Here is a 19311-nt window from a genome sequence, read left to right as displayed (position 1 = left end):
AAAATGACCCCCTCACTCGCTCGCGTCATCCGCCAGGGCAACCGCCTGGCCCTCGCTTCCGGCACCGCGCTGCTGCTCGGCGCCGCCCCCTTCGCCCTCGCCGCCGAGGCCCCCAGGGCCGCCGCGCCCGCCCAGCCGCCGCAGCTCGTCGCGCTCAAGGCCGCACGGCTGATCGACGTCACCAGCGGCAAGGTGGTCAAGGACCCGGTGGTGCTGATCGAAGGCGAGAAGATCAAGGCCGTCGGACCCGACGTCGTGATCCCCAGCGACGCCCGCGTCGTCGACCTCGGCGCCAGCACCCTGCTGCCCGGGCTGATCGACTCCCACGTGCACCTCGGCGGCTTCGGCCCGCGCTTCGGCACCGCCCGTGGCGCCCTGGCCGGCGCCAAGCAGGCGCTGGATACCCTCAAGGCCGGCTTCACCACCCTGCGCAACATGGGTGGCCGCGCCTTCACCGGTATCGCCCTGCGCGACGCCATCAACGAAGGCGACATCCCCGGCCCGCGCATCTACGACGCCGGCACCCTGCTCACCACCACCGGCGGCCACTGCTCCGGCCAGCCCACCACCCCCGAGGACGACAAGGACGGCGCCGGCGTGGCCAATGGCGCGGACGCCTTCGAGCGCAAGGTGCGCCAGCAGTTCAAGTACGGCGCCGACTTCATCAAGGTGTGCATCACCGGCGGCTTCATGAGCGGCACCGACCCGCGTGTCACCCAGTTCAGCGAAGAGGAGCTGAAGTCGGTGATCGACACCGCCCACCGCTATCGCAAGAAGGTCGCGGTGCACGCCCACGGCGCCGATGGCATCCGCCTCGCCGCACAGCTGGGCGCCGACACCATCGAGCACGCCTCCCTGGTGGACGACGAAGGCCTGAAGCTGCTCAAGCAGAAGAACATCCCCATCGTGCCCACCCTGGCCATCGGCGGCCTGGCCCTGGACCACGCCATCGAGGCCGGCGCCAGCCCCTACACCCTGGCGATCCTCAAGCAGACCGGCACCATCCACCGGCAGAACATCGCCAAGGCCATCAAGGCCGGCATCCCGATCATCTACGGCACCGATGCGCCCATCACCCCGCACGGCACCAACGCGGTGGAGTTCCACTTCCTGGTGGAAGCCGGCCTCACGCCCCTGCAGGCCATCCAGGCCGCCACCATCACCCCGGCCAAGTGGCTGGAGGCCAGCGACAGCATCGGCAGCATCGAGGCCGGCCGCTACGCCGACATCATCGCCGTGAAGGACGACCCCCTCGCCGACATCAAGGTGCTGGAGAAGGTGCAGTGGGTGATGAAGGGCGGGGTGATCTACAAGGACGAGCTGTAAGACGGGAAACCCGCCGGCAACCCGCGCAGGGAAGCGTCGGGTTGCACCCGACCTACAAACTGAAACGGCCACCGCATGGGTTTCGCTTCGCTCTACGCCATCCTACGAAAGCCGCCACCCCCGGGGGGCGGCGCAGCGGTGACGTGAAGCATGAGCATCGAGGTTGGAGCCGCCGCCAAACGCCCCTTTCAGGAGGCCGAGCGCAATCGTCGTTTCAGGGGTTGAGCGACATGGATGTCGCGAGAGCCGCGATGGGCCAAGGATGGCCCTTCGCGGCGAGCCCCTGAAACGAGGATGGAGCGAGGGAAGTCTGGCGAAGCCAGACCCGTATGCAGGGGCAAGCCTTTTTGGTTTCTTTTTTGGCGATTGAAAAAAGAGACTCGCCCGGGTGGGCGAAATCAAAAGCATCAGCAGAACTCGGCAATCAGCTGGACCGAGGACTCTCTAGCAACACTTAACGCAGACAGATCCCTTCACCTTCCATACCGCGAGCCCCATCGATGCCCCACCGCCACCCCCTGCTCCGCTGCCTGGCCATCTACCGCGAGATGCCCTGGCGCTTCGCCCTCACCGCGTCCCTGTTCATCGCCGTCAACCTGGGCCTGGCCTGGCAGCAATGGCTGGTGGGGCACGCGGTCAACGACTTCAGCGCCGGCCGCGCCGTGGTACGCCAGGCCGACGGCAGCCTCGACGCTTCGCTCGGCTGGTACTGGGTCGCCCTGATCGTCGGCGTCGCCCTGGGCCGGGGCGTGCTGCAGTACGCCGCCGGCGTACTCTCGCTGATCCTCAGCCAGGAACTGCTGACGCGCCTGCGCGAGCGCATCCTCGGCCAGGTCCAGGGCCTGCACCTGGGCTACCACTGGCAGCACGGCATGGGCGAGATGGTCACCCGCACCACCCGCGACGCCGACAAGGTGCGCGACGCGCTCATCAGCTTCTGGCGCCAGCTGGTGGAAACCCCGCTTGTGGTGCTCGCCGCCGTCGGCCTGCTGGGCTGGTACCACCCGCTGCTGGGCCTGGTGCCGCTGCTGCTCACCGCACTGGGGCTGGCCATCTTCGTGGTGCAGACCGAACGCCTGGTGAGCCTCGACCGCGCCGTGGGCGCGGCCTACGACCGCGTCGCCCAGGACCTCGCCGAGGGCATCGGCGGTGTCCGCGTGATCAAGTCCTTCGCCCTGGAGGCCAGCCGCATCCAGGGCTTCGCCAGCCAGGTCGGCCTGTTCGCCGAGCATGCCCGCACCGCCCTCGCCTACGCCGCCTCGCGCATCCCCCTGCCCCAGGCGGTGGTCGCCCTCGGCCACGTGTGGATCCTGGTCTACGGCGCGCACCTGGTGGCCGACGGGCGCATCGGCATCGGCGAACTGGTCACCTCGCTGCTGATCGCCACCACCCTGGTGTTCCGCATCGAAGGCATCGGCCGGGTCATGCAGACCTTCGCCGACGCCCGCTCCTCCGCCGAGCGCATCTGGCAGTTGCTCGACGAGCAGCCGGCCATCCGCAGCGGCACCGCGCCCCTGCCCGCAGGCCCGCTGGGGCTCAGGCTGGAGGCGGTCGGCGTCAGCGCCCCCGACGGCGGCCGCGAGATCCTCCGCGCCTGCTCGCTGCGCATCGAACCGGGCGAGGTCGTCGCCCTGGTCGGCGCCACCGGCACCGGCAAGAGCCTGCTGGCCAGCCTGTTGCCGCGCCTGGTGGACGTCAGCGCCGGGCGCCTGCTGCTGGGCTCCGATATCGCCGGCTGGCAGGACGTGCGCCAGCTCGACCTGGCCCAGCTGCGCCGCCGCGTGCACGTGGTGCCCCAGGAAAGCTTCCTGTTCTCCGACACCCTGGCGGCCAACCTGCGCCTGGCCGCGCCCGGGGCCAGCGACGCCGAGCTGCTCCAGGCCCTGCACCTGGCCGCCGCCGACGATGTGCTGGAGCGCCTGCCCCGGGGGCTGGACACCGCCCTGGGCGATCGCGGGGTGACCCTCTCCGGCGGCCAGCGCCAGCGCCTCAACCTGGCCCGCGCGCTGCTCGGCCAGCCGGACATCCTCTGCCTCGACGACGCCACCAGCGCCCTCGATGCCATCAGCGAGCGCCGCGTGCTGGGCAACATCCGCGACCTGCGCGGCACCACGCTGCTGGTCATCTCCAGCCGGCTCTCCACCATCCTCCTGGCCGACCGCGTGCTGCTGCTCGACCAGGGCGCCATCGCCGACGCCGGCACCCACGCCGAGCTGCTGCAACGCAACCCCGTCTACCGCGACCTGCTGGGGATCGACCATGGCTAACCCACTACCGGGCAAGGCGCTCTCGGACATCGAGATCGAGGAAATGCTCGCCCGCCAGGCACTGGATCGCGGCATGCTGCACCGCCTGCTGCCGCTGCTGCGGCCGATACGCGGCGCCATCCTCACGGTCATCGCGCTGGAGGTGCTGCTGGTGTTCACCGTGTTCCTGCGGCCGCTGTTCGTGCGCGAACTGCTCGACCACGGGCTGGTGCCACAGGGCGACCACTGGCTGCTGGACGAGCGCCTGGTGGCCCTGCTCGGCCTGGGCCTGGCGGCCAGCTGGCTGGGGCGCTTCCTGCTCGCCGGGCTGTCGCAGTTCATCGCCGGCAGCGCCGCCATCCGCGTGCTCAACGACCTGCGCGTGCGCGTGTTCGCCCATGTCCAGGCGCTGAGCGTCGGCTATTTCGACCGGACCAAGGCCGGGCGCATCATCTCCCGCGCCGACCGCGACGTGGACAGCCTCGAACCGCTGCTGATCCAGGGCCCGCCGGAGCTGCTCGGCGCCCTGCTGCGCTGTGGCGTGGCCGGCGTGCTGCTGTGGCTGATCTCGCCGCTGTTCTTCCTCGCCCTGGTGGGCACCGTGCCCCTGCTGTTCGCCGCCACCTGGGCCTTCAAGCGCATCTCCCAGCGCAACTGGGCGCGGGTGGCGGAGAACCGCAGCCGCTTCACCGCGCACCTGGTGGAGAGCGTCAGCGGCGCGCGGATGATCCAGCAATGCGTGCAGGAGGCGCCCAACCGCGCGCGCTACCGGCGCCTGCTGCTGGACTTCAACCAGGCGCTGATCCGCGGCAGCCTGCGCTCCGGCTGGTTCGCCCCCTTCACCGCGCTGCTCGCGGCCGCCGGCATGGCCGCGCTGCTGCTGGTGGGCGGCCACGGCCTGGCCAACGGCACGGTGAGCGTCGGCCAGGTGGCGGAAAGCCTGTTCTACGTGATGATGTTCCTCGGCCCGCTGCAGGAGCTGTCGGACCTCTTCGAGCGCTACGCCACCGGCTCCGCCTCGGCGCAGCGCATCTTCCTGCTGCTGGACACGGCGCCGGAGATCACCGACCGCCACGCGCCGCAGACCCTGCCCGACGCCCGTGGCGAGGTGCGCTTCGAGGCCGTGCGCTTCGCCTACGACCCCAGGGCCGCGCACCCGGTGATCCGCGACCTGGACCTGCACATCCAGGCCGGCGAGGTGCTGGCCATCGTCGGCCCCTCGGGCCACGGCAAGAGCACCCTGGTGCAACTGCTCACGCGCTTCTACGACGTGCAGGGCGGTGCCGTGCGCATCGACGGCGTGGACGTGCGCGACGTCGCCCAGCACGCCTTGCGCCGCCGCGTCGCCGTGGTGCTGCAGGACAACGTGCTGTTCAGCGGCAGCATCCTCGACAACCTGCGCCTGGCCGCCCCCGCCGCCAGCGACGCCGAACTGATCGCCGCCGCCCGCGAGCTGGGCGCCGACGAGGTGCTCGAGCGCCTGCCGCACCGGTACCACAGCGAAGTCGGCCCCCTCGGTGCCCACCTCAGCCACGGCCAGCGCCAGCTGGTGTGCCTGGTCCGCGCCTACCTCGCCGACCCGGCGGTGCTGGTCCTCGACGAAGCCACCTCGGCGGTGGACGTGCACACCGAGCGGCGCATCCAGCGCGCCCTGCGCCGCCTCTGCGAAGGCCGCACGGCGATCATCATCGCCCACCGCCTGGCCACCATCCGCGACGCCGACCGCATCGCCGTGATCCGCAACGGCCAGCTCGTCGAACTCGGCCCCCATGCGCAGCTGATCGAGCGCAACGGCACCTACGCCGCCCTCTACCAGACCTATCTGCGCAGCGCCGAAACCAGCGCCTCCATCGACACCATCCTGGAAAAGGCCGGCGCGGAGGGGTGAATCACACCGCGCACGACACGGCCCGTGGGAGCGGTTTCAACCGCGAAGAGATTCGCGAATGAATTCGCTCCCACAGCCCTATTCCCATGGCCTCGGCGGCACGTTTTGTAGGGTGGATGACGCTCTTTTCATCCACCAGCCCAGTGGCCGGCAGGCACGAAAGGTGGACCGATGGAGCGGGTTCCACCCTACGCCGCACGCACCCCGTTGAAGGTCTCACAAACGGATTCGCCCCCACGTAGCGACATCAGGCTCTGCGCATACGCTCACCAGCTGCTTCGAAAATCCCCACAACCCTTTTGCCTTGCAGCCCTACAAGCTCCAGCGGTAACCCATCGTATTGGCCTAGAGGGAAGCGGGTGCACCGCTAGCCTTCCGGAAAAATATATCCAAATCAGTATATTTTCGATAATGAAACCACTACGCTTCCTGGGCGATGCCCTGAAATGCCTGCGCGGCTTTCCCAGTAGCGCCAAGCAGGACGCAGGCTACCAACTGGACCTATTGCAACGCGGCTGCATGCCAACGGATTTCAAGCCAATGCCGAGCATCGGAACCGGCGTGGAAGAGATTCGGATCAGGGACGAATCCGGGGCCTATCGGGTGATCTACACCACCCGGGTAGCCGACGCCATCTGGGTTCTGCACGCCTTCCAAAAGAAAACCCAGGCCACATCCAGGCGCGACATCGAACTGGCCAAGGCCCGTTACCAGGAACTCATGCGAGGTTTGAAATGAGCGAAATCGAAAGCTTCGACAGCGTGTGGGATGCCATCGCCGACACCCCCGAGCAGGCCGCCAACCTGCGTGCACGTGCAGAGTTGATGCAGCAGATCGCCGCCATCATCGAAGACAGCGGCTGGAAGCAGGCAGAAGCGGCTGCCCGTTGCGGCGTCACGCAGCCACGGATCAACGACCTGCTACGCGGGCGTATCTCGCGCTTCTCGCTGGACGCCCTGGTGAACATCGCCACCGCGCTGGGACGGCGGGTGAGCGTGACCCTGAGCGTGGCCTGAACCAGGCGAACAACGCATTGCGAATGAATTCGCTCCCACAGCCCCAATCTCCAAAACCTTGCGATGGCACGCCCGTAGGATGGGAAGAGCGAAGCGAAACCCATGCTGCCAGGTGCTCGACATAACACCGAACGGTGGACCGATAAAGCGGGGTCCACCCCACGCTGCGGGCACCTCCGTGAGTCGCCGCCGTAAGCCTCGGATTACGCGGCGCCGAGCGGTAGTCGACAAGGTTATCGCGCCGATGTATCAACGGAGGGTTAAGGCCTCGAGTCATTCGCCATGTTGCGTAAAACCTGCCTCGCCCTGCTGGCCCTCGTGCCGCTGTATGCCCTCGCCGATGACGTCAAGGTGCGCAACCTCGCCCTCACCCGTTCCGGGCACGACAGCTACATCAACGGCACCGCAGCCAACACCACCGAGAAGTCGTTCTCCACCGTCACCCTGGTGTTCGACATCTACGAGGGCGGCAAGCTGGTGGACACCGAGACCTTCCGCGCCAAGGGCATCGAGGGTGGCCAGGCGTGGCGCTTCTCGGTGCCGGTGAAGGCACGCAAGTTCGACAGCTACAAGGTGCGCACGGTGCTCATCGACACCGAGTTCAGCGAATCCATCGGCGCGGCGACGCTGCCGCCCGCCGCGCCAGCGTCACCCGCCCCTTAGCGGGCGCCGCTTCAGGCCACTTCGCCCAGCAGCTTCTGCCCTTCGGCCCAGAGGCCGGTCATCTTCCATTGCTGCTCCAGCACGCCGGGGCCGAACTCCCTGGAGCCGCCGAGGTTTTCCGCCAGCGCCTGGAAGTAGGCGCCCTCTTCCACCAGCAGGACCAGCTTGGCCACCTGGAGGATGCCGGTGCCCCAGAAGGTCGCCCCGCCGTTGGCCTCCAGCAGCCCCGGCGTGTGCGGGTTGGCCTCGATGGTCTCGACGATGAACGCCGGCTCCGGCTGGCGACGGTCGATGTACACCGGCAGCTCGCGCGCCAGGGTCACCCGTTGCGAGGCGGCGTAGCGCAGCGGCAGCACGCGGTGCGTACCGGCCCAGCCACCCAGGTAGGGCGTGTGCACGTGGATCACCACGTTCACCTCGGCGCGCTCGCGCAGCACCTGGGCGTAGCGCTTGCCGCTGCCGGCCTCGCGGCTCTCGCTCAGGGTCTGGGCGCCGCCCAGGGTCTCGTCGAGGTGGACGACGCCGTCGTAGCTCACCACCGAGGCGCGGATGGCCGGCTCGTCGTCCCAGGGCGACGGTGCGCGCAGGGCGATCACCAGGTCCGTCCCGGGAACGCGCAGGTAGGCCTGCAGGGTGTTGGTGGCGGTCAGGGTGCGGGTGTCCTGGAGTACGCGGAAGGCCTTGGCGAAATCGCGCTTGGCCTGCTCGACCTGGTCAAGGATGGCGCTGCCGAGGGTGCTGCTGGTCTGGGTCATGGGATCGTCCTTCAAGGGGGTTCACGCAACGAAGCTCCGTTGCCGCCGCGATGCGCGGTCGGAGCGGTGCAGAGCAGGACTTGTGCCGACTCCTTCAACCCCTTGAAACACAAGGCCTGGCGGCAGCGGCCAGGCCGTCCGCCGGCCCACTGCGGGCGATTCTGTTGCGCCCCCAGCAGCCGGCTGCTGGCAGGGTGTTGCTGGAGACGCACCCCGCCCGCCCGGCCTCTCGCGCCCTCTCCTCGCAGGCCTTGCCCCACCTGGCCCGCAGCCATGCCGGCGGGCCGTGGCATGGCCGTTGCACTCGCACCTGGCAGCGTGGCTCGCCGGCCCTGGCGGGAACCACGGCCACCTCATCAGGAGCGAATATGAGCACTGAATTCTTCTGGCGCCTGCCGCTGGGCACCGACGGACCGCAGCTGTCCACCGACAAGCACAACCGTGGCAGCCACGCGCACCGCCCGGGCAACATCGCCCCCGGCCGCCTGCCCAACGGCGAGCCCGATGGTTTCGGCTACATCGACTACATCGCCCAGGTGGCCAAGGCCGCCGAGCTGGCCGGCTTCGAGGGCGCGCTGCTGCCCACCGGCCCCGAGCCGTGGGTGGTGGCCTCGGCCCTGGCGCGGGAGACCCGCCGCATCAAGTTCCTCATCGCCTTCCAGGCCACCTGGACCCTGCCCGCCTACGCCGCCCAGCAGGCCGCCATCCTGCAGAACCTCAGCCGTGGCCGCCTGGAGTGGAACATCATCACCGGCGGCAACCCGGCCAGCCAGCGGGCCAATGGCGACTTCCTCGAACACGACCTGCGCTACAAGCGCACCGGCGAGTTCCTCGACATCATCAAGGGCCTCTGGGAGAACGAGCGCTTCTCCTACGACGGCGACATCTACCAGCTGGAGAACGGCGCGCTGCCGCCCGGCCTGCATGACGAGCGCAAGCCCGGGGTGTACTTCTCCGGCTTCTCCGACGCCGCGCTGGAGGTGGCCGCGCGCCACGCCGACGTCTACCTCAACTGGGCCGAGCCGGTGGACAAGCTCAAGCCGCACATCGACCGCGTGCGCGAGCTGGCCGACAAGCAGGGCCGCAGCGTGCGCTTCGGCCTGCGCGTCGACCTCTTCGCCCGCGAGACCGAGGAAGCCGCCTGGCGCGACCTGCGCGCCCAGTTCGACCGCCTCGAAGGCAAGCCCAGTTCCCTGGTGAAGAACTTCACCAGCGGCTCGGACTCCGTGGGTGGCGCGCGCCAGACCGCCTACCACCAGAACATCGACCGCTTCGACGACCTGATCCTCGGCCCCAACCTCTGGGCCGGCTTCGCCAAGGCCAAGCCCGGCCCGACCGTGGGCCTGGTGGGCAGCCACGAGAACATCGCCGAGCGCCTGGTGGAGTACCGCGACGCCGGCTTCTCCACCTTTATCCTCGCCGGCAACCCGCACCTGGAAGAAGCCCTGCGCATCGGCCAGGAAGTGCTGCCCCTGGTGCACCAGCGCTCGGCGGCGAGCCCGGCCGCCGCTCTCAAGCAAAGCGCCTGAGGAGACCGACCATGAGCCAACTCGAAACCCTCTGGTACACCCGCTGTCCGGTCCCCACCGGGCTCGGCATCGCCGTGCAGAAAGGCTGGCTGGAACAGACCCTGGCCAGCCAGGGCACGCGCATCCAGTCGCTGCGCGAATCCAGCGAGCAGGCGGTGCGCGAATCGCACTTCGACCACAGCCTGCAGAACTCGGTGCGTCACGGCGGCAACATCCCCGCCATCTGGGCCCGCTCCCAGGGCCGCGACACCCGCGTCATCGGCCTGTCCTGGGCGGACGAGGTGCAACTGATCCTCACCCGCCCGGACAGCGGCATCAAAAGCGTCAGGGACCTCAAGGGCCGCCGCTTCGGCCTGCCCGACTGGCACGGCGCGCAGATCGATTTCACCCGCGCCCAGGCCCTGCGCGGCCTGGAGAACGCCCTGCGCCTGGACGGCCTGGAAGTGGCCGACGTGGAGCGCGTGGACTACCGCTACGGCGGCACCTTCAGCGACGAGCCGGTACAGGCCGTGGCCGGCACCCCGGTGAGCTCGCGCCGCGCCGAGGGGCGCAACGCCGAGCTGGTCGGCCTGCTGCGCGGCGAGGTGGATGCCATCTTCCTCAAGGGCGCCAGCGCCGCCCAGCTGGCCCATGACTTCGGCCTGCGCACGGTGATCGACACCGGCTCGCACCCCGAGCCGCTGGTGCGCTCGAACAACGGCACGCCGCGCACCCTCACGGTCGACGCCCACCTGCTGGAACAGCACCCGCAAGCCGCCGCCGGCATCCTCGACGCGGTGCTGCGCGCCGAGCAATGGGCCCACGCCCACCCCGACGACACCCGCCGCTACCTCGCCCGCGAGACCAACAGCAGCGAGTACTGGGTGACGGTGGCCTACGGCGAGGATGCCCACCGCCGCCTGCGCACCGAGCTGGACGAGCAGGCCATCGCCGCGCTGCAGGACTTCACCGCGTTCCTGCACCGCTGGGGCTTCATCCCGCAGCTGTTCGACGTGCGTGACTGGATCGATACCCGACCGCTGGACTCCCTGCGCGCAGCCACTGCGCTGGCAGGCTGATCGGCCGGGCTCTACTGACTTCAACCGAGCCACTTATGAGCAAGCCACTCGATACCCTCTGGTACACCCACAGCCCGGTTCCCACCGGGCTCGGCATCGCGGTGCAGTCCGGCCGCCTGGCCGAAGCCTTCCGCCCCTACGGCACCAGCATCCAGTCGCTGCGTGAATCCAGCGAACGCGAGGTACGCGAAGCCCACTACGACCACCACCTGCGCAACTCGGTACGCCACGGCGGCAACATCCCGGCCATCTGGGCCTACGCCAGCGGCGTGGAGACCCGCGTGCTGGGGCTGTCGTGGAGCGACGAGGTGCAGCTGATCCTCACCACCCCGGAATCCGGCGTGAGAAGCGTGCGCGACCTGAAGAACCGCCGCTTCGGCCTGCCCAAGTGGGCCAACGTGCAGATCGACTTCACCCGCGCCCAGGCCCTGCGCGGCCTGGAGAACGCCCTGCGCCTGGAAGGGCTCTCCGTGCGCGACGTCGAGCTGGTGGACTACCCCTACGGCGGCACCTACAGCGACGAGCAGAAGCACCACCTGTACGGCGCCGAAGTGAGCCTCGGGGTGGACCGCGTCCGGCGCCGCAACAACGAGCTGATCGGCCTGTTGCGGGGTGACATCGATGCCATCTTCCTCAAGGGTGCCCACGCCGCCCACCTGGCCAACGAGTTCGGCCTGCAGGTGGTGGTCGACACCGGCTCGCACCCCGACCCGCTGATCCGCTCCAACAACGGCACGCCGCGGACCCTGACGGTGGACACCCACCTGCTGCACGAGCATTTCGATGCCTCGGTGCGCATCGTCGACACCGTGCTGCGCACCGAGCAATGGGCCTGGGCCAACCCGGACGAGACCCGGCGCTTCCTCGCCCGCGAGCTCAACACCAGCGAGTACTGGGTCGCCACCGCCTACGGCGAGGATGCCCACCGCCGCCTGCGCACCACCCTCGACGAACGCTCGATCGCGGCCCTGCAGGACTTCACCGACTTCCTCCATCGCTGGGACTTCATCCCCCGGCGTTTCGACGTGCGCGACTGGATCGATTTCAGCGTGCTGGAGAAGGTCATCGGCTCCACCTCCCGGGTCGCCGTCTGAGCCCTGTTGCCCGGGCAGCAATGCCCGGGCGACTGCTTCCCCAGCAGCAACTTCCCAGCAACTTCCTGCTGCCAATTACGCACACGCGAATGCCCCTCTACCGGCCTTGCACCCGGCCAACTCCCACGCGCCCTTAGTTGTTGCAATAACACGCCGCCTTTATTAATAAATTCCTTTTAAATCATCTAGTTGCGAATTTAAGAAAATATCCGACAAGCCCACCGAAAGGCTGGCACGACTCCTGCTCTTCCCCTTTTGCTTATTCATGGCACGCCTTGCGAACGCCCACTTGGCGACCCGTGCCTTACTTATAAAAGGGGAGAGAACATGCACACACCCAATCCGATTACCCGGGGCATATGGCTGGCCCTGTTGCTGACCGCCAGCGGTGCCCTGGTCGCCGCCGAGCGGACCGATGCGAAGAAGGCCGAAGACGCCGCCAAGGCGCAGCCCACCACCGCGCTGAAGACGGTCACCGTCACCGCCCAGCACCGCGAGGAAACCCTGCAGGAAACGCCCACCACCGTCTCGGCGGTGAACGGCACCAACATCACCGCCGACGGCGTGCGCGCCATCGGCGACATCACCACCTTCGTGCCCAACGCCGCCGCCAAGAACCCCGACGGCGACGGTCGTCCGCGCTGGTACATCCGCGGCCTGGGCACCGGCGACACCGGCGCCGCCACCGTATTCCCGGTCGGCATCTATGCCGACGACGTCTACCTCAACGCGCCCATCGCCGGTGGCGGCCCGCTCTACGACCTGGAGCGCATCGAGATCCTGCGCGGCCCGCAGGGCACCCTGTACGGCAAGAACACCACCGCCGGCGCCGTGAACATCATCTCGAAGAAGCCCGATTTCGACACCGACGGCTACGGCACCATCGGCTTCGGCAGCAAGAACGAGCGCATCCTCAACGGCGCCATCGGCGGCGCCCTGGTGGACGAGCGCCTGGCCGCGCGGGTGGCGGTCTACTCCGAGGAGCGCGACGGCTTCACCAAGAACCTCACCAACGACCACACCTACGGCGACGTGAACAAGAAGGCCGTGCGCCTGCAGTTCCTCGCCCAGCTGACCCCGGACCTGGAAGCCCTGTGGAAGATCCACAGCCGCGAGCACAAGGGCGACGGCAGCAACGGCTCGCTGCCGGTGGGCCGCTACTACAACGTCGGCTACGTGCGCCCCCATGGCAGCAAGATCCAGCTCAACGTCGACGAGGACTACAAGCTCGACCACGACGGCACCTCGCTGACCCTGAACTGGGACCTGGGCGGCTACAAGCTGACCTCCATCAGCGCCTACGACAGCATTCGCAACCAGGCCCTCACCGACGCCGACTACACCCCCTACGAGGTCAACGGCGTCAGCGACGTCGACAACGAGTACAACCAGTACAGCCAGGAATTCCGCCTCGCCTCGCCCCAGGAAGATGCCCTGCGCTGGCTGGCCGGCGCCCACTACTTCCACGAGAAGCTCGACAGCGACGCCCTGCGCTACGTGCGCCCGGGGACCACCCCGAACGGCACCGGCAGCAACCAGACCGGCACCGTGTACCGCGACCTGGCCTACACCCACAAGACCGACAGCGTCGCCCTGTTCGGCAACGTCACCTACGACTTCACCGAGAAGTTCAGCGTGACCGGCGGCCTGCGCTGGACCCAGGAGAAGAAGGACATCGACCTGACCCTCACCCAGCGCCTGGCCAGCGGTGCCCCCATCGCCGGCGCCGACAACAACGGCACCAGCGAGAAGGACAAGACCTGGGACGCCTGGACCTACGACCTGACCCCGGAATACCGCATCAACGACAACCTGCGGGTGTTCTTCCGCTACGCCCACGGCTTCCGTTCCGGCGGCTTCAACACCGGCCTGTCCGGCGGCCTCTCCGGCCTGACCACGGTGGACCCGGAAGAACTGGATGCCTACGAACTGGGGCTGAAATCGGAGTGGCTGGACGGCCGCCTCACCGCCAACGCCAACGTCTTCTACTACGACTACAGCGACATCCAGGTGAACCTGCTCACCGTCAACAACGGCATCCTCACCACCGCCCTGACCAACGGCGCCGCCGGCGAGGTCAAGGGCGCGGAACTGGAACTGGAAGCCCAGCCCACCGAGTTCCTGCACCTGCGTGCCGCCCTCTCGCACCTGGACACCGAGTACACCGACTTCAAGAACGTCAACCCCAACACCGGCGTGGTCACCGCCGACTACAGCGGCAACCGCTTCGTGCGTTCGCCCGAGCAGGTCATCTCCCTGGGCGCCGACTACACCTTCCCGCTGGAAGTCGGCGGCAAGCTGGTGGCCGGTGGCGATGTCAGCTACCGCGGCAAGGAATACTTCCTGGCCGACCGCCAGAGCAGCGTCGACAGCACCCTGAGCCAGCCCCACTACACCCTGGCCAACGCCCGCCTGACCTGGTTCAACCATGACGAGAAGATCAGCGTCACCGGCTTCGTCAACAACCTCACCGACCGCCGCTACCAGGTCCACGGCCGCCCCAACGGCGCCGTCGGCAGCGGCCAGTACGTGATCACCTACGGCGACCCGCGCACCGTCGGCGTCAGCCTCACCACCCGCTTCTGATTCCAGGCGCGGGACCCACGCGGGAGCCCGAGCGATCGGCCTCCCGCGTTTTCATTCCCGCCACGCCCCGCCCCCTTCCGTGTCCGGCCGCGCGCGCCTCGTAGGAGGGTGTAGAGCGCAGCGAAACCCATGCTGCCAATGCCGCTCCGAACCCCTGTCGATCACCGCCCATACCTCGCCCATTGCTGCCCCGTTGCGGGCCTGCTGCTGCCCCTCCAGCAACCCCGGCACAAGGGCCGTAAACCCGCTCCAATCACTCCAATAACCCATTGATTTACATCGGCTTTAAATAATCTAAAAACCGCAAACCCCCTGGCACAACCGTTGCTCTGGAGGAAGGCGAAAGAGGCGCAGGAAGGGAAAACCCATAAGCGCCCGGGACACGAAAAACCATGCCTTCACTTCCTTCCTACAGGGGTAAACCAGATGTACCGTCCTTCCCTCCTGGCCAGCGCCATCGCCCTGGCCACCAGCAGCCTTGCGTTCCCCGGCCTCGCCGCAGAATCCCCGAGCAAACCCACCGCCAACGGCGAACGCCTCGGCACGGTGGTGGTGGTCGGCACCCGCCGCAGCGACCTCACCGCGCTGGAAAGCGCAGCCCCGGTCGACGTGCTCAGCGGCGAACAGCTGCAGGAAACCGGCGCCCAGGACCTCTCCGGCGCCCTCACCGCGCTCTCGCCCTCCTTCAGCTTCCCGCAATCGCCCCAGGGCGCCTTCTCCGGCTCCATCGCCCAGGGCGCCTCGCTGCGCGGGCTGGCCTCCGACCAGGTACTGGTGCTGGTCAACGGCAAGCGTCGCCACACCAGCGCCAACGTCACCCGCCAGGGCCTGGTCAACGGCCGGGGCGCCGCGGCGGTGGACCTCAGCCTGATCCCCCTGGCGGCGATCCAGCGCGTGGAAATCCTCCGCGACGGCGCCGCCGCCCAGTACGGCTCGGACGCCATCGCCGGGGTGATCAACATCGTGCTCAAGGAAAAGGACGACGGCGGCAACATCGGCTACCGCTTCGGCGGCTACGACAAGGGCGACGGCCTGCAACGCAAGCTCAGCGGCTGGAAGGGCTTCGCCCTGCCCAACGACGGCTTCGTCACCCTGGCCTTCGATGCCGGCAGCCAGGACCCGGCCAGCGACACCAACCCGGACAACCGCATCTTCTACCCCGGCTCCACCAGCACCAACACGCCACGGGAACAGAACAACCCCAACCGCACCTGGCGCTGGGGCTCGGGCAACGTCTCCGACCAGTACAACTTCACCGCCAACGGCGAGGTCGGCCTGGCCGACGGCCTGACCGCCTACGCCTTCGCCACCTACGCCCACAAGAACAGCGACGCCGAAAGCTTCTTCGACCCGCCCACCGCCCTGCGCAACAACTACGGCAGCGTGGCCCTGGCGCGCTTCCCCGACGGCCGCATCCCGATCACCCGCTACACCCTGGAGGACTATGCGCTGACCAGCGGCCTGCGCTACGAGGACGAAGCCCTGGGCAGGTTCGACCTGGCCCTCAACCACGGCGACAACTCGGTGAAGTCCACCGACCGCAACGCCATCAACCCCAGCTGGGGCGCCAGCAGCCCGGAGAAGATCTACACCGGCGAACGCGAGGCCGACCAGACCAACCTGACCCTGGACTGGACCCGCGACTTCCCCACCGACCTGCTGTACAAGCCGCTGACCCTCTCCGCCGGCCTCGCCTGGCGCAAGGAGAACTACGAGCTGAGCGCGGGCGAGGCGGCCGGCTGGCAGAACGGGCCGCTGTTCAACACCCTCGACCCGGTCACCGGGCGGCGCATCCCCGGCTACTACTCGGGCATCACCAACGTCGACGCCGTGTCGCTGGATCGCAAGGTCTGGGGCGCCTATGTCGATGTCGAAGGCCAGGTCACGGAGAAATTCCAGGCCGGCGTCGCCGCACGCACCGAGCACTACTCGGACTTCGGCGACACCACCAACGGCAAGCTCTCGCTGCGCTACGACTTCACCCCCCAGGTGGCCGCGCGCGCCACCGCCAGCACCGGCTACCGCGCGCCCTCGCTGGTGCAGAGCGGCCTGTCGTCGTTCAGCGTGCAGGTGGTCGAGCAGCCCACGGGCAGCGGCAACTGGGTGGAAGTGCAGCAGCGCACCCTGCGCGCCGACAGCCCCGAGGCCGCGTTGCTGGGCGGCAAGGCACTGAAGCCGGAGGAGTCCACCAACTACTCCCTGGGCCTGGTCTGGCGCCCGCTGGACAACGCTTCCTTCACCGTCGACGCCTACCGCATCGACATCGAGAACCGCATCACCCTGTCCGACCAGCTGCCCGCCACCGTGGTCGGGCCGATCTTCGCCGGCACGCCCTACGCCAACATCCAGAGCGCGGCCTTCTACACCAACGTCGCCGACACCCGCACCCGCGGCATCGAGTTCACCGGCAACTACCAGTGGGACCTGGAGCGCGCCGGCCGCCTCAACCTCAGCGCCGGCTACAGCCGCAACCGCACCGAGATCACCAAGCTGCGCGATGTCGGCCGCATCCGCGGCTCGCAGATCGTCGGGCGCAACACCCAGGGCCTGATCGAGGAAGGCACCCCGGACGACAAGCTCACCCTCAGCGCCAGCTGGCTCTACGAGGGCTGGGGCCTGACCCTGGCGCAGCGCCGCTATGGCGAATGGAAGTCGCTCAACGCCAGCAACCCGGCCCTGGACCAGACCTTCAGCGCGCAATGGGTGACCGACCTGGACCTCAGCTACAGCTTCCAGCAGGGGCTCAAGGTCTCGGTGGGGGCGATCAACCTGTTCGACAGCCACCCCGACAAGCTCGAAGGCGCGCAGCTCTATGGCGTGCCCAAGTACAGCATCACCTCGCCCGAAGGCGCGCAGGGGGCGTTCTACTACACCAGCATCAGCTACGACTTCTGACCCAACGCGAGGGCCCCGAACGGGGCCCTTCCTGTAGGAGCGAATTCACTCGCCCAAACCCAACCACCCAACCCACAAGGAGCACCCCGCAGGATGGGTAGAGCGCAGCGAAACCCATGCCGCCTAAGTCCACCCCAACCACGCATGGTGGAGGTAAAAAGCGACCTCCACCCTACACAGCCCCCCGTAGGGGCGAATTCATTCGCCCAACCCAACCACCCAACCCACAAGGAGCCACCCCGCAGGATGGGTAGAGCGCAGCGAAACCCATGCCGCCGTCGCCCACCCCAACCCCGCAGCCGCCCCTGTGGGAGCGAATTCAATCGCGATGGCCGCAACCCCGCAAACTGTTTCCCCAGCAACACCCGATCAGCAGAAGTGTTGCCCACCTGGCAGGTTTTCCTGGCTCAACCCCGCCCAACTGCCCTGTTTCCGCACACTTGGGCTGTTGGTACGGCCCTTGCTCTGTCCCTCTGTACATAGCGCAACATCACAAGGGACAACCCCATGAGCAACGCCATCAACGTGGTCGCCGTCTCCGGCGGCACCTTCCGCCCCTCGCGCACCCTGGTGCTGACCCAGGCCCTGGTGGCCGAGCTGGGCAAACACCTGCCGGTCAACGTGCGCATCATCGAGCTCGGCGATATCGCCCGCCCCGTCGGCGGCGCGCTGTCGCGCAAGGAGCTGCCGGAAACCGTCGAGCACGAGCTGCGCGCCATCGAGACGGCCGACCTGCTGGTGGTGGCCGCCCCGGTCTACCGCGGCTCCTACCCGGGCCAGTTCAAGCACCTGTTCGACCTGATCGACATGAACGCCCTGATCGACACCCCGGTGCTGCTCGCCGCCACCGGTGGCAGCGAGCGCCACGCGCTGGTCATCGATCACCAGCTGCGCCCGCTGTTCAGCTTCTTCCAGGCCCTCACGCTGCCCATCGGCGTCTACGCCTCCGAGGCCGATTTCGTCGACTACCAGGTCACCAGCGAGCCGCTGAAAGCCCGCATCGCGCTGGCCGCCGACCGCGCCGCCAGCCTCTTCGGCAGCCGCACCGACGCCCTCAAGAAGATCGCCTGAAGGACAGCCCCATGAATGTGTTCTGGTTCCTCCCCACCCACGGCGACGGCCACTTCCTCGGCACCAGCCAGGGCGCCCGCCCGGTGTCGCTGCCCTACCTCAAGCAGGTGGCCCAGGCCGCCGACAGCCTCGGCTACTACGGCGTGCTGATCCCCACCGGTCGCTCCTGCGAGGACTCCTGGGTGGTCGCATCGGCCCTGGCGCCGCTGACCGAGCGCCTGCGCTACCTGGTGGCGATCCGCCCCGGGATCATCTCGCCCACCGTTTCCGCGCGCATGGCCGCGACCCTCGACCGCCTCTCCGGCGGCCGCCTGCTGATCAACGTGGTGACCGGCGGCGACCCGGACGAGAACCGTGGCGACGGCATCCACCTGAGCCACGCCGAACGCTACGAAGTGACCGACGAATTCCTGCGCATCTGGCGCCGCGTGCTGCAGGGCGAGTCGGTGGACTTCGAGGGCAAGCACCTGCAGGTGCAGAACGCCAAGGCGCTCTATCCGCCGATCCAGAAACCCTACCCGCCGCTGTACTTCGGTGGCTCCTCCGACGCCGCCCACGACCTGGCCGGCGAGCAGGTGGACGTCTACCTGACCTGGGGCGAACCGCCGGCCGCCGTGGCCGAGAAGATCGCCGACGTGCGCGAGCGCGCCGCCCGCCATGGCCGCAGCGTGAAGTTCGGCATCCGCCTGCACGTGATCGTCCGCGAGACCGCCGACCAAGCCTGGCAGGCCGCGAGCAAGCTGATCGAGCACATCAGCGACGAAACCATCGAGGCGGCACAGAAATCCTTCTCGCGCTTCGACTCCGAGGGCCAGCGACGCATGGCCGCGCTGCACAACGGCCGCCGCGACAACCTGGAGATCGCCCCCAACCTCTGGGCCGGCGTCGGCCTGGTGCGCGGCGGTGCCGGCACCGCGCTGGTGGGCGACCCGCAACAGGTGGCCGAGCGCATCAAGGAATACGCGGACCTGGGCATCGAGAGCTTCATCTTCTCCGGCTACCCGCACCTGGAGGAGGCCTACCGCTTCGCCGAACTGGTTTTCCCGCTGCTGCCCGAGCCCTACGCCAGCCTCGCCGGTCGCGGCGTCACCAATCTCACCGGGCCCTTCGGCGAAATGATCGCCAACGACGTGCTGCCCACCAAGGTCGCCGCCCACTGACCGCACCGCCCCTGCCCCTGCGCA

Annotated in this window: 14 protein-coding genes; 13 read left to right on the top strand and 1 reads right to left on the bottom strand. The window is 68.4% G+C overall.

All coding sequences use genetic code 11. From position 1 onward, the window contains the following. Positions 1-3 precede the first annotated feature (3 nt). The 6 genes from WFQ67_RS11240 to WFQ67_RS11215 all read left to right on the top strand — a co-directional run bounded on the left by WFQ67_RS11240 (position 4) and on the right by WFQ67_RS11215 (position 7139). Complete coding sequence (locus WFQ67_RS11240; RefSeq protein WP_337056907.1) at positions 4-1326, top strand: metal-dependent hydrolase family protein; 1323 nt, start codon at positions 4-6, stop codon at positions 1324-1326. Positions 1327-1826: 500 nt separating this feature from the next. Next, positions 1827-3593, top strand: coding sequence for an ABC transporter ATP-binding protein (locus WFQ67_RS11235; RefSeq protein ID WP_337056906.1), 1767 nt, complete (start codon positions 1827-1829; stop codon positions 3591-3593). Continuing rightward, positions 3586-5460 (top strand): ABC transporter ATP-binding protein, encoded by a 1875-nt coding sequence (locus tag WFQ67_RS11230; protein ID WP_337056904.1) that lies wholly within the window; start codon positions 3586-3588, stop codon positions 5458-5460. The genes WFQ67_RS11235 and WFQ67_RS11230 overlap by 8 nt, the downstream gene beginning before the upstream one ends. A 411-nt stretch (positions 5461-5871) precedes the next feature. Next, positions 5872-6198 carry a type II toxin-antitoxin system RelE/ParE family toxin gene (locus WFQ67_RS11225; RefSeq protein ID WP_213625502.1) on the top strand — a complete coding sequence of 109 codons (327 nt, stop codon included), beginning with the start codon at positions 5872-5874 and terminating at the stop codon, positions 6196-6198. Next, entirely contained in the window at positions 6195-6476 is a 282-nt protein-coding gene (locus tag WFQ67_RS11220) for a helix-turn-helix domain-containing protein (RefSeq protein WP_263150319.1), read from the top strand. The genes WFQ67_RS11225 and WFQ67_RS11220 overlap by 4 nt, the downstream gene beginning before the upstream one ends. 282 nt (positions 6477-6758) lie before the next feature. After that, entirely contained in the window at positions 6759-7139 is a 381-nt protein-coding gene (locus WFQ67_RS11215; protein WP_213625504.1) for an FxLYD domain-containing protein, read from the top strand. An 11-nt stretch (positions 7140-7150) separates the two neighbouring features. Here WFQ67_RS11215 and WFQ67_RS11210 read toward each other — a convergent pair whose 3' ends face one another. Then, a complete protein-coding gene (locus tag WFQ67_RS11210; RefSeq protein ID WP_111264345.1) occupies positions 7151-7894 on the bottom strand; it encodes a class II aldolase/adducin family protein in 744 nt (247 codons plus the stop codon). 368 nt (positions 7895-8262) lie between these two features. On the opposite strand from WFQ67_RS11210, the gene WFQ67_RS11205 reads away from it, so the two are divergent. From WFQ67_RS11205 to ssuD, 7 genes are all read left to right on the top strand, one after another. Further along, on the top strand, positions 8263-9423 hold the full coding sequence (locus WFQ67_RS11205) for an LLM class flavin-dependent oxidoreductase (RefSeq protein ID WP_213625505.1): 1161 nt from the start codon (positions 8263-8265) through the stop codon (positions 9421-9423). A gap of 11 nt (positions 9424-9434) precedes the next feature. Continuing rightward, positions 9435-10481, top strand: coding sequence for an ABC transporter substrate-binding protein (locus WFQ67_RS11200; protein WP_337056902.1), 1047 nt, complete (start codon positions 9435-9437; stop codon positions 10479-10481). 35 nt (positions 10482-10516) lie between these two features. After that, on the top strand, positions 10517-11575 hold the full coding sequence (locus WFQ67_RS11195; protein ID WP_263150327.1) for an ABC transporter substrate-binding protein: 1059 nt from the start codon (positions 10517-10519) through the stop codon (positions 11573-11575). A 327-nt stretch (positions 11576-11902) separates the two neighbouring features. After that, positions 11903-14161 (top strand): TonB-dependent receptor, encoded by a 2259-nt coding sequence (locus WFQ67_RS11190; protein WP_285961232.1) that lies wholly within the window; start codon positions 11903-11905, stop codon positions 14159-14161. A gap of 426 nt (positions 14162-14587) precedes the next feature. Then, entirely contained in the window at positions 14588-17056 is a 2469-nt protein-coding gene (locus WFQ67_RS11185) for a TonB-dependent receptor plug domain-containing protein (protein ID WP_337056900.1), read from the top strand. A gap of 507 nt (positions 17057-17563) precedes the next feature. Further along, positions 17564-18127 carry an FMN reductase gene (gene msuE, locus WFQ67_RS11180; RefSeq protein ID WP_213625510.1) on the top strand — a complete coding sequence of 188 codons (564 nt, stop codon included), beginning with the start codon at positions 17564-17566 and terminating at the stop codon, positions 18125-18127. A gap of 11 nt (positions 18128-18138) precedes the next feature. Then, positions 18139-19287 (top strand): FMNH2-dependent alkanesulfonate monooxygenase, encoded by a 1149-nt coding sequence (ssuD, locus tag WFQ67_RS11175; protein WP_213625511.1) that lies wholly within the window; start codon positions 18139-18141, stop codon positions 19285-19287. Positions 19288-19311 lie beyond the last annotated feature (24 nt).

It is taken from the genome of Pseudomonas sp. USHLN015, assembly GCF_037153275.1.
In the GTDB taxonomy this organism is placed as follows: Bacteria; Pseudomonadota; Gammaproteobacteria; order Pseudomonadales; family Pseudomonadaceae; genus Metapseudomonas; species Metapseudomonas tohonis.
The sequence above is the reverse complement of the archived record's forward strand: the minus strand, read 5'-3'. Positions and strand labels throughout refer to the sequence as shown.